Source organism: Rummeliibacillus pycnus (genome assembly GCF_002884495.1).
In the GTDB taxonomy this organism is placed as follows: domain Bacteria; phylum Bacillota; class Bacilli; order Bacillales_A; family Planococcaceae; genus Rummeliibacillus; species Rummeliibacillus pycnus.
On record NZ_KZ614145.1, the window covers coordinates 2,678,039 to 2,689,727 of the forward strand.

At 33.6% G+C, this 11,689-nt stretch carries 11 protein-coding genes and 2 other RNA genes; 10 read left to right on the top strand and 3 right to left on the bottom strand.

The genetic code is table 11. From position 1 onward, the window contains the following. Nucleotides 1-198: 198 nt before the first annotated feature. A complete protein-coding gene (locus CEF14_RS12990; RefSeq protein ID WP_102693256.1) occupies nt 199-996 on the top strand; it encodes an HAD family hydrolase in 798 nt (265 codons plus the stop codon). A 191-nt stretch (nt 997-1,187) separates the two neighbouring features. Here CEF14_RS12990 and CEF14_RS12995 read toward each other — a convergent pair whose 3' ends face one another. Continuing rightward, a complete protein-coding gene (locus CEF14_RS12995; protein WP_102693257.1) occupies nt 1,188-1,664 on the bottom strand; it encodes a hypothetical protein in 477 nt (158 codons plus the stop codon). 271 nt (nt 1,665-1,935) lie between these two features. On the opposite strand from CEF14_RS12995, the gene pbp4 reads away from it, so the two are divergent. Then, nucleotides 1,936-3,933, top strand: coding sequence for a penicillin-binding protein PBP4(5) (pbp4, locus tag CEF14_RS13000; protein WP_211284610.1), 1,998 nt, complete (start codon nt 1,936-1,938; stop codon nt 3,931-3,933). A 133-nt stretch (nt 3,934-4,066) separates the two neighbouring features. On the opposite strand, the gene CEF14_RS13005 is transcribed toward pbp4, so the two are convergent. After that, the gene (locus CEF14_RS13005) at nt 4,067-4,504 is read right to left on the bottom strand and encodes a hypothetical protein (RefSeq protein ID WP_102693258.1); all 438 of its coding nucleotides are present in this window, start codon (nt 4,502-4,504) and stop codon (nt 4,067-4,069) included. A gap of 253 nt (nt 4,505-4,757) precedes the next feature. On the opposite strand from CEF14_RS13005, the gene CEF14_RS13010 reads away from it, so the two are divergent. Then, nucleotides 4,758-5,387: a YfbR-like 5'-deoxynucleotidase gene (locus CEF14_RS13010; protein ID WP_102693259.1), complete on the top strand. Its 630-nt coding sequence runs from the start codon at nt 4,758-4,760 to the stop codon at nt 5,385-5,387. Nucleotides 5,388-5,478: 91 nt separating this feature from the next. On the opposite strand, the gene CEF14_RS13015 is transcribed toward CEF14_RS13010, so the two are convergent. Further along, nucleotides 5,479-5,973 (bottom strand): flavin reductase family protein, encoded by a 495-nt coding sequence (locus CEF14_RS13015; RefSeq protein ID WP_102693260.1) that lies wholly within the window; start codon nt 5,971-5,973, stop codon nt 5,479-5,481. A 400-nt stretch (nt 5,974-6,373) separates the two neighbouring features. Between CEF14_RS13015 and ssrS (CEF14_RS13020) the strand changes: the two genes are divergently transcribed. The 7 genes from ssrS (CEF14_RS13020) (at nt 6,374) to ssrS (CEF14_RS13050) (ending at nt 11,635) form a co-directional block, all read left to right on the top strand. Beyond that, a non-coding RNA gene (ssrS, locus tag CEF14_RS13020) (6S RNA) lies at nt 6,374-6,567 on the top strand. Between the two features lie 289 nt (nt 6,568-6,856). Next, complete coding sequence (locus CEF14_RS13025) at nt 6,857-8,029, top strand: acyl-CoA dehydrogenase family protein (RefSeq protein WP_102693261.1); 1,173 nt, start codon at nt 6,857-6,859, stop codon at nt 8,027-8,029. A 19-nt stretch (nt 8,030-8,048) separates the two neighbouring features. Next, nucleotides 8,049-8,915, top strand: coding sequence for a transporter substrate-binding domain-containing protein (locus CEF14_RS13030; RefSeq protein ID WP_102693262.1), 867 nt, complete (start codon nt 8,049-8,051; stop codon nt 8,913-8,915). A 198-nt stretch (nt 8,916-9,113) separates the two neighbouring features. Next, nucleotides 9,114-9,821, top strand: a complete 708-nt coding sequence (locus tag CEF14_RS13035; RefSeq protein WP_102693263.1) for an amino acid ABC transporter permease — start codon at nt 9,114-9,116, stop codon at nt 9,819-9,821. Between the two features lie 12 nt (nt 9,822-9,833). Further along, complete coding sequence (locus CEF14_RS13040) at nt 9,834-10,547, top strand: amino acid ABC transporter permease (protein ID WP_102693264.1); 714 nt, start codon at nt 9,834-9,836, stop codon at nt 10,545-10,547. An 18-nt stretch (nt 10,548-10,565) separates the two neighbouring features. Beyond that, nucleotides 10,566-11,321, top strand: a complete 756-nt coding sequence (locus CEF14_RS13045; protein ID WP_102693265.1) for an amino acid ABC transporter ATP-binding protein — start codon at nt 10,566-10,568, stop codon at nt 11,319-11,321. A 119-nt stretch (nt 11,322-11,440) separates the two neighbouring features. Further along, nucleotides 11,441-11,635: non-coding RNA, 6S RNA (gene ssrS / locus CEF14_RS13050), on the top strand. Nucleotides 11,636-11,689 lie beyond the last annotated feature (54 nt).

The following is an 11,689-nucleotide window of genomic DNA, read 5'->3' on the forward strand; positions in this document are numbered from 1 at the left end:
CGTTCTGTAGCCTCAATCTTCACAGATAGGTTGTCTTACTGGCCTTTAGTGAAGGATCCATAATGAGTAAGTGACCCTTTACATAAATATCGTTTCTATTAAAATTAATAATGGCAAAAATAATGATAAACTTAAACTTATTTTTACTTACATTTTAAAAAAAGTAATAGAACGTGGCTATATAGGAGATGACCTAAAATGAATTCACAAGCAATCGTTCTAGACCTCGATGGAACAACTTTGACAACTAAAAAGACTGTTAATCCATTATTAGTACAGTATATACAGTCACTTAGGAAACGCGGATTGCTAGTTTTAATCGCAACTGGGCGAACGATTAACGAAGTAAATGACATTCTTCCAGAGGAATTTATAGTAGATGGAGTAGTTGCTTCTAATGGTATGAATATATTTGTTGGTAAACAACAAGTTCATAAAAGTGAAATTCCATCTGCTACAGTTCAATATTTAATCGAGCAATCAATTGAATTTGGTATTTATCATGAAATATATCACCAAGATGGATCCAAAACAGCTAAGAAAACATCGTTACAGTCTGAAATGACAAATTTGAATTCTCACAAGTATAAGCATACAAAATGGACAGCTTCTATCCATACAAATAATGTGGAAAAGATATTATTCTTCGATGATCGTGCTTCACTAGTGTCTAAATGGTTCGAGAAGTTACAAAAAATGCAATTAACCCATCCATTTGCAGCAGCTTTATCATCATCTGACTTAATTGATGTGAATGGTTTGGGTGCTACGAAGGCCGCTGGTGTTTCAACTGTACTATCCAAATTACATCTCGATTTCAAAAATGTCATTGCATTTGGAGATGGAGGTAATGACTTACCCCTATTCCAAAGAGTGGGTAAAAGTGTTGCAATGAAAAATGCCCGTGAAGAGATTCAATCTAAAGCAGACGATATCACTACTTATACGAATGATGAAAACGGTCTATATCATTATTTATATCAATTATTCCATTAACAAATATCTACAAAATTATCTAAAATTATTTCTCGGGAAATTTCCCGTGACAAAATTCCACCCTTTACCCTTTTCTTCAACAGTGTAAATGGGAATTTTATAAAGCATACACCAATGTTTCTAGATGTTCTTCGTATCTATAAAAAAGCTAGAGAAATATAAATTCTCTAGCTTTTTTATAGATTATTACCTTATAGATGTCTTAATAATTTCTGTGTATTCTTAGACTGTTGAAGTATTTTATTTTGATCAGGCCAATAGATTACATACGTATGGCCTTTTATCTGAAACAAGAACGGTTGCAATTCTTCAGAAATTGCTACATCATTATTTTTTAATCGTAATATTTCTACAGAATATAATTCTTTGCCATCCACCTTATAAATAATCGTATAATCCGGATCATTTTCGAATAACTTACGATCTGCTTTTTCTAATTTTTCAATATGGCTTAATGGATAGTATTCTTTATACTGTTCCGCCTCATGTTCTGTTGAAAAAATAACTTTATCAAATTTATTATCCTTTACTTCAATTTGATTGACATCTTGTTGTTCATTAATGATTTTATTGATTTGTTGTTTTTCCTCTTTTTGTTTATGTGCACCCCATCCCAAAACAATCAAGACAACTGCTATAAGGATGAGACCAATCCTCATTTTCTTCATATTTAATCCTCTTTCTATACTCACTTCGTCATCTATTCTCACAATTCCCCTCACTAATAGTTAGATAATGCAATTTCCAAAACTTATCTTCTTGCTTCTCTCATCTTCAGATACGATCTTACTGCTATTTAAATACGGGATAAATGCTCAATTTCTACTAATACTTAAGAATAGAATTGTGAAATTTCACATTATTATTTTAACATTAATCGTTCATTCTATTATACTTTTAACCATACATCATTATAATAACGATAAGGAGGCGATTTACTTGAAAAGTAAAAAACTGCTCATTAGCCTAGTAGTTATACTAATCGCCGTCATTTCTGGCGGCACATATTATATGGCACAACAACATGCCGATCAAAAGGCTGAACAAACAGCCAAAAATTTTGTCAAAATCATTACAAAACAACAGTATCAAGAATTACCTACACTAATATCCTCTCAAGCATTAAAAAGATACAACTATGATCAGCAAACATTGATTAATAAGTATACAAACATTTTCCATGGTATTGGTGCAGAAAATATGAAAGCTAGCAATGTTACCATAACCAAGATTAAAAGTGGGCAATACTCATTTACGTATAAATTAGATTTAACAACAGCACTTGGAAAAATGTCCAGCCTTTCTTATAAAGGAACAATTATAAAACAAGGAAATGATTTTGTTGTTAATTGGCGTCCTGAACTTATCTTCCCCCATATGAAGGCAACTGATAAGATTTCCTATTCAGAAGAAGACGCTATTCGAGGGAAAATCCTCGACAAAAATGGCAATGAATTAGCAACAAATGCTGAATTTCGTCAAGCGGGAATTATCCCTAAAGAACTTGGAAAAGGGACAACAAAAGAAGACAATATTAAGGCTATTGCAAAACAATTCGATATAACTGAAAAAGATATTGAAACAAAGCTCAACCAAAAGTGGGTCAAAGACGATTTGTTTGTCCCATTAAAAGTAATTGATAATAATCAAATAAAGAAAATGGCTGGTGTACAATATCAAGCCGTGGATATTCGTTACTATCCCCTTGCTGAAGCTGCTTCTACAATGATTGGTTATACAGGGAAAGTAACTCAAGAAGATCTTGCAAAAGATTCCACACTCTCTGCTGATGCCATAATTGGTAAAAGCGGTTTAGAAAGAGCTTACGATAAAGAATTACGTGGAAAAAACGGTGGAAAGATATCTTTGATCAATCCAAATGGTAAAGTCAAAGAAGTATTACTTGAAGCCTATCGCGAAGACGGTAAAAATATTCAATTAACCATAGATGCTGATACACAATTAAAAGCATACGATGCACTAAAAAATGCTACTGGTGCTACAGTCATCATGGATCCTAAAAGTGGTAATTTACTTTCACTTGTAAGCAAGCCTTCCTACGATCCAAATAAAATGGTTCGAGGAATTTCACAAAAAGAATACGATGCTTATATGAACAACGAACAGAAGCCATTTATCAATCGTTTTACTCAACGATTTGCACCTGGTTCTACGCTGAAAACCGTTACAGCAAGTGTGGCACTTGATGCAGGTACATTAACAACCAAAAAAGTTCGGACAATCAATGGACTAAAATGGCAAAAGGATAAATCTTGGGGTAATTATTTTGTCACTCGCGTTTCTAATGTCCCAAAAGTAAATCTACAAACAGCTTTAATCTACTCAGATAATATTTTCTTTGCTCAAGAGGGACTAGAAATGGGCGAAGATGTATTAAGAAAAGGGTTCAATAAGTTTATCTTTGGTGAAAAATTAGATTTACCATTTGATATGAAACCTGCACAAATTTCAAACAATAATTCTTTTAAATCCGATATTCTATTGGCCGATACAGCTTATGGACAAGGACAAGTATTAATGTCCCCCATTCAACAAGCCATTACGTACAGCGCTTTTGCAAATAATGGTCAAGTGGTATATGCGAATTTGTTAAAGGGTCAACAAACAAAGACCAAAAAAGCTGTTAGTGCCCAATCCGCGAAAATTATACAAAATGCAATGATACAAGTTGTACAAAATCCAAATGGTACTGCACATACCTTAAACGGTATTAGCTCTACTCTAGTTGCTAAAACAGGTACAGCCGAATTAAAACAAACACAAGGAACAGAGGGTCAGGAAAATAGCTTTATTGTAGCTTTTGATACGAAAAAAAACCATAATTTTCTCGTTTTATCTGTTGTAGAAGACCATAAAAAAGTTGGAAAAACAGCTACAGAGCTTGCAAAACCTTTAATACAAGATTTAGAAAAATAAATAGAAAAGGATGCCTTAGAATTGTTTAAATACAAAATAAGGCATCCTTTTTATTTTTGAATCATAATGTTTTTAGTACAAGGCTACTATAGAAAAAAGTTAGTCTATCAATAGCTAGAATATTATCTTTTTCCTACCATAATGTGGGTTTTGTGACCATAAACCAAAGCATGATTAATAATAATATTGTATAGATCCATACGGATTTAGTTAATTTATTGACAAAGTATTGTTGATTGTATTGTGTTGTATTAAATGTTCGCATCGTTGGCTTAAATGCACGTGCTAAAAAGACAATTGAAAAAACTAACAAAGTGATTGTCATTGCAATAAAAGGTGTTGCAATGGAATAACCGCCGCGCCAAAGAATGTATATTCCCGATAAAATAAGTACATGACCAGAATGCTTAACTACCGTAATAGCAAGAGAAAAGGTAGATACATATGCCGTCATTTCTTGATGTGTAGTTGCTATTCTCATTTTTTTGAGCATTGGAATAAGTACAAAAAAAGGCCCAATCGATAAAATTGCACTTATCACATGTATATAAAGCGCTGTTAAATAAAGCATAGATAGGCTTCCTTTTCTATATTTTTCTTACTTCAACAATAAAGGAATGAATGCATACAAGCAAACGACAATAAGGTGAACATTCCTATTTTGTAAACTCAATGTAAAGATAATCAATCGTATTTGTAAATACCTAAATTGTGAAGAAATTATATTGTATAATATCGGTATCAAGAAGAAATTAGTGGACATCCTAATCACATTCTTGGTAAAGTAGCATACAATAAATAAAATTAAAAAGGAGAGGATTTTTATAGGAATCCATAAGTTTTTTACAAGTTTAAATGATTTAGAGCGTATTATACGTTGCCCAGGTCGCTTCAAATTTGAGGAACATAATGTAGCAGCACACTCTTGGAAAGTATCACAATACGCTATGTTTTTTGGGACAATTGAAGAAATGAACGGATCAATTATCAATTGGAAATCATTATACGAAAAAACGATTAACCATGACTTTGCAGAAGTATTTATTGGCGACATTAAGACACCTGTAAAGCATGCATCGCCAGAGCTTAAACAAATGATTGCACATGTAGAAGAGAAAATGATGGAGAAATTCATTTTCAACGAAATTCCTGAAGAATTTCAAGAGGTATTCTTCGAGCGTATGAAAGAAGGAAAAGACGCAACCATCGAAGGAAGATTACTCGAATTTGCAGATAAACTCGACCTCTTTTATGAAGCATTTGCAGAGCTTAAGCGAGGCAATACAGACAAAGAATTTGTCAGCATGTATCAAGAGGCACTAAAAAAATTGTTAGTGATTCCGTTACCAACAAGTGTAAATTACTTCAAAAATGTTATATTGGCAGATGTCATTAATGAAAAATCACCAGTAGATATTACTGCATTGACCGAGGAAGTTTTATCAGAAGCTTAAGCCTTATGCATAAGGCATATGCTTTTTTATTTTACCCAAAAATAAACCGCAAACAAACTAATAACTTGTTGCTTGCAGTTTAAACGTTCTTTTAATTTGTTTGATAAAAGGTTTTCGGAATTTCCCCAACGCTACGTTGATGATATAGTAATGGAGCCTTATCAGTATGAATAATATGAATTACTTTTCCTATCAATATGACGTGATCCCCTGCTTCTATTTGCTGAACATTTTCACATTCTAAAACGGATGCGATATTTTTTACAATCGGTAAATTTTTTTCTGAGCGTTGCCATTCACATTGTGTAAAGCGATCTACTTCTTTACTAGAGAAAAGAAAGCATAGCTTTGCTTGGTCACTGGCTAAAATGTTGACTGCAAATTGATCTGCACTCGTAAAAATCCCTAAAGACTTGGATTTCTTATCAATAGACCAAAGAATTAATAATGGCTCCAATGAAACAGAAGCAAATGAATTGACGGTTAAACCAACTGGGTTGTTTTCTTGATCAAAAGTAGTGACAACCGTTACACCTGTAGGATAATTTCCTAACGCTTTTTTAAATTCTTCCTGTTGATCAATCATTTTACATCTTCCCTCCATATTATTTTTGATATCATGGGTCTTTCCTCTACAGATTTAATTTTTTCTCCACTAAGTCCACTTTGAATACCATGAAAGTCTAACTTCTATTATTCTTTATGATTTCCCTCAATCCATAAACTGTATATTTTTTATCTTATGCACCAAGTTGCTAAATGCCAAATCGATTTCGCTCTATAGCCATCAACAAAATCATTCACAGGGAAAATAAGAAATTTAGGATAGATGAACCTAGGCATGACAATTCACCTTTTTTATTATTTTTTATAAATAAGATTCATTCATTTGATTCGTTGAAAATCTACTATTAGTTCCATATATTTCCGCTATAATACCAGATCTTCTTTCTTGCAGATTTATCATTCATGCAGTAATATAAGATTACAAGCTGCATTGTTCGTAATAATATTAAGTTTTAACCTTTGAGCTGTAATAGGGAGTTTTAATTGAGTACGGACTGGCATGCCGCATTCCACGTTAATGCGGACGAACATGAAATACTCTGCGAACACCCACTTTGAGGAGTGGTGGTTTAAAACTTTCGATATTTAAATTTACGGCAAAGGCGGCTTACAAATCGCTTACTATCAACGTATTAACGTTTAAGCACTTACCATTTTGGTAAGTGCTTTTTTAAGTTTCCAAAATCATCTATTGTGGCACATATATTTTTATAGTTTTCTATTCCTATAAAAATACTTATAATTATATTGACTTTACATTTTCTATCCTTTATCATTAGTAAAAAATAAAAGTGAAATACAAAATAAACCATAATTAGTTATTTACTTCTTTAATGGTTACGTCGCGTCTTTATACCAACTATTCAACTATGTTTTGTACATTTTAAAAGGAGGTATGTTTAGTGAAAGAAATATTTATTCGAACGGATATACAGAGAAAATGGATACAAAAAATCGAAAACCTGCGTAATGACCTAATAGCAGATTCTAAAAAAATCGATGAACAATCACTCTTTCCTTTTAGCAATTTTGAAAAGCTCAGAGCTATTGGTTATCCACAAATAACATTGCCGAAAGAATACGGTGGTGAGGGTTTATCTGTTTATGACATGATTTTACTTCAGGAAACTTTAGCTAGTTATGATGCCAATACTTCACTAGCAATTGGTTGGACGCTTGGCGTTGTAGGTGAATTGTATGAACATCACCTTTGGAGTCCTGAATTACTTGAGAAGTTCTCAAAAGAGGTTCAAAAAAATGTATTCATTAACCGTGCAGTAAGTGAAGAACAGACTGGTAGTCCAACTCGTGGCGGACGCCCAGGAACAATTGCAGTTAACACTTCTAATGGCTGGATCTTAAATGGTCGGAAAATTTTTACTACGGCCTCTCCAATTCTTGATTATTTTCTTGTAAGTGCTTGGATTGAGGAAAAGCAACAAATTGGTTTTTTCCTTATTGAAAGTGAAACTCCTGGCCTATCTATAGAAGAGACTTGGAATGTCATTTCGATGCGTGGAACAGGTAGTCATGATTTACTTCTTAAAGATGTCTATGTTGAATCGAAAGCACTTGTTGAGTACCCTCAAAGTTCTTTTGGTGGCAATCATATTAACGGCTGGATCTTGCATATCCCTGCTACTTATCTTGGTATTGCTCAAGCTGCACGTGATTACGCCGTACATTTTGCAAAACATCACCAACCTAACAGTTTGAATGCACCTATTAGTACATTACCTAATGTACAGCAACAGTTAGGGAAAATAGAACTAAAATTAGATCAAGCTCGCTTCTCTCTATACGGGGTTGCAGAAGCATACGATGATAGCGCACGTCGCAAACATTTAACAAATGAATTAGCAGTTGCAAAGCATATAGTTACGAATGCCGCAATTGAAATTGTAGATTTAGCCATGCGCATCGTAGGCGCAAAAAGTCTTCAAAATTCTAATCCATTACAGCGTTATTATCGAGACGTACGCGCCGGTCTACACAACCCTCCTATGGATGATATGACCATTACAAAATTGGCAAAAACAGCTTTAGAACAAGACAAAGAATCATTATTTATATAAAGAGAAGGGGTTATAGAATATGTTTAAAATAAATTTATCGAAAATTGCAACAATTAGTCTGGTAACGGTAGGATTATTAGCTGGTTGTGGATCAAATGGCTCGTCAGATACTTCTTCAGAAGCTAGTTCAAAAAAAGTAACAACCGTGAAAATTGCTTATGACCAAGCAAGTAAACCAATGACTTACACGGATGAAAATGGAAATCCAACTGGTTATGATGTTGAAATTATGAAAGAAGTTGACAAACTATTACCAGATTATAAGTTTGAATATGTAGGAACAACTAGTGATGATTTGTTAATTGGTGTTGAGCAGGGTAAATACCAAGCTGGTGTAAAGAATGCATTCTTTACAAAAGAACGTCAACAAAAATTCATCTTTCCTAAAGAATTCCTAGGATTAAGCAGTATTGGGCTTGTCTTAAAATCCTCTAATAAAGACGTAAAATCATTATCAGATTTTGCTTCTAAGGGTTACTCATTAGCACCTATTGCAGCAAACAACGCTCAATACACAGTTATTAAAGAATACAATGACAAAAATCCAAATAACAAAGTAAAGCTTAAAGCTGGTGATGAGTTCACAGTAGACGTCGTGCAATGGGTAAACGAAGGCCGCGTTGATGGTGGTGTTATGATTGAAGGTGCCTTCCAACAACAAGTTACTTCTGATAAAGGTGCATACCATAATTTAAAAAATGATGTTGTCTACAACGAATTTGGTGTGATTAAAACATGGCCATTATTCAACAAAAATCAGCAAAAATTTGCGGATGAATATGATAAAGCCATCAAAAAATTAAAACAAGAAAAGATACCAAACAAGCTAAGCAAGCAATTCTATGGTCGCGATTTGTTTGAAGTATTAGATAAAGCCGAACGTTAATTTAAGTGAAGTCTATCAGCATGATTTTCTTCCCACTGGTAGTTGAACTATTCGGGCTTTTTTGATCAGTTAACACACCTACCTTCTTTGCTTCTTTCAATTTTCAGGTAGGCGTTTATTGACCGGGTAATACAGGATAAAAGCTATAGGCTACTGATCTTCAGTAGCCTATTACATTAAAAAGATGGTGATTCTTACATGAGTAAATATTTTGATGCTTCTTATATTTGGAATTCAATTCCACAACTTTTGCCATTCTTAAAAGTAACCTTTGCTGTAGCTGGTTCTTCCATTATTTTTGGAATATTAGTAGGCTTGCTACTTGCTACCATGAAACTTGGTAATCGCCGTATCTTGAAAAAAATTGCTACAGGTTACACAACCATTATGCGTTGTACCCCATCAATCGTATTATTATTCCTTGTCTATTATGGTATTCCTGCAATTGTGGCAAATTTTAATATTAATTTACACAATATTGATACAGCAATTTTTGTAGTGATTACTTTTACCCTTCAATTTGCGGCTATTATGTCAGAGGTAATACGCTCAGCATATGAAGCAATTGATCGTGGGCAATATGAGGCTGCTGTTAGTGTTGGCTTAACACCTTTTCAAGCATATAGACGGATTATCTTCCCTCAAGCGCTCGTCGTTGCATTACCAAACTTCGGAAACGGAATGATTACACTTCTTCAAGAAGGTTCACTTGCCTACACTATTGGATTAATCGATGTTGTGGGAAAAGCTAACTTGCTTATAGCAGCAAATCTAAATGCACATGCTTTAGAAATCTACATTGCTCTTGCAGTTATTTATTGGATTTTATCTATCCTTATAGAACGTGTATTTAATGCATTAGAAAAGCTCTTTAGTAAAGGAAAAAAGACTTTAGAAACAACGTAAGGAGGTACAGCTATGTCAACTGGATTTAACGAAAAATTTTTTATCGACACTTTCTTTGTCGCTTTGTCTGGTGTACCCATTACCTTACTTGTGACAATTGTTGCCTTAATCATTGCAGTTCCATTAAGTTTTATATTAGCACTGACTCGCATACACAAAACGCCAATTATTCAGCGAATTACACAAGTTTATGTATCCTTTGTTCGCGGCACACCGATATTAATTCAAATTTTTATTATTTATAGTAGTATTCCGCTCATATTAAAAATTATCTTTGAAAAATATGATATACACATGGATCTATATAAAATTAACCCAATTTGGTATGCATTTATAATTTTTTCGTTCAGTACCACAGCATTATTAATAGAGGTATTCCGTTCAGCTTTAAGTACGGTAGATAAAGGACAGTTGGAAGCAGCACACTCTGTTGGATTAACAACATTTCAGGCATACCATCGAATCATTATTCCACAAGCTCTCATTGTTGCAATGCCCAATATTACTTCGACAATTGTCAATCTAATAAAAGCAACTTCTTTAGGATATGCCTTATCATTATCAGAAATTACCTTAAAAGCAAAGGTAGCTGCAAATGTAGGATACAACTACATTGAAGCCTATTTAGATATTTTCATTGTTTACTTGATTTTATGTAGTATCGTTGAATACTTACTAAAACGTTATGAAAGATATTTAAACAAATATAAGGTTGCTCATTCTTAACAATAGAGGTGTTTGTCAATGTTAGAAATTAAAGATATACACAAATCATTTGGAAATCATGAAATTTTAAAAGGTGTTGATATTTCTATTGCCAAAGGGGATGTAGTAGTTATTTTAGGCCCAAGTGGTTCTGGTAAAACAACGTTACTTCGCTGTATTAACTTCTTAGAACGCGCTGATAAAGGGTATGCTTCTATTAGTGGCATTGAAATTGACTTACATCACGCGAAGAAAAAAGAAATTCACGACGTAAGACAAAAAGTAGCTTTTGTATTCCAAAATTATAATTTATTTAATAATAAAACAGTTCTTGAAAATGTAACCGAAGGATTAATTATCGGTAGAAAAATACCAAAATCAGATGCGGTAGAAATGGCTAAACACGCTCTAAGTAAAGTCGGCCTTTCTAACAAATACGATGCTTACCCTAGTGCACTATCTGGTGGTCAGCAACAGCGTGTTGGTATTGCTAGAGCTATTGCATTAAATCCCGATATTATCCTATTTGATGAACCGACCTCAGCACTTGATCCAGAACTTGTTGGAGAAGTTTTAAATGTGATGAAAAATATCGCAAATGAAGGTACAACAATGCTTGTCGTGACACACGAAATGTCTTTTGCCAAAGATGTTGCAAATCGTGTACTCTTCATGGACGGTGGAGTGGTTGTAGAAGAAGGCACACCTCATGATATTTTTGTTACCCCAAAAGAGGAACGGACAAGGCAGTTCCTAAAACGCGTATTACCTGAGGATTATACGTATAATATTTAGTTAATTTCTATATTTTGCTAATATGTTCACAAAATATAGAAATTAACTTGGTACTTATTCCCGCAATATTTTTTGGAGTTCTTTCTTGCACATTTTTTAATCATGCAGTAACATATCAATACAAGCTGCGTTGTTCGTAATAATATTAAGTTTTAACCTTTGAACTGTAAAAGGGAGTTTTAATTGAGTACGGACTGGTATGCCGCATTCCACGTTAATGCGGACGAACATGAAATACTCTGCGAACACCCACTTTGAGGAGTGGTGGTTTAAAACTTTCGATATTTTAAAATTACGGCAAAGGCGGCTTACAATAATGAATACACTATCACTTTAGACGTTTAAGCACTTACTTTTTTGTAAGTGCT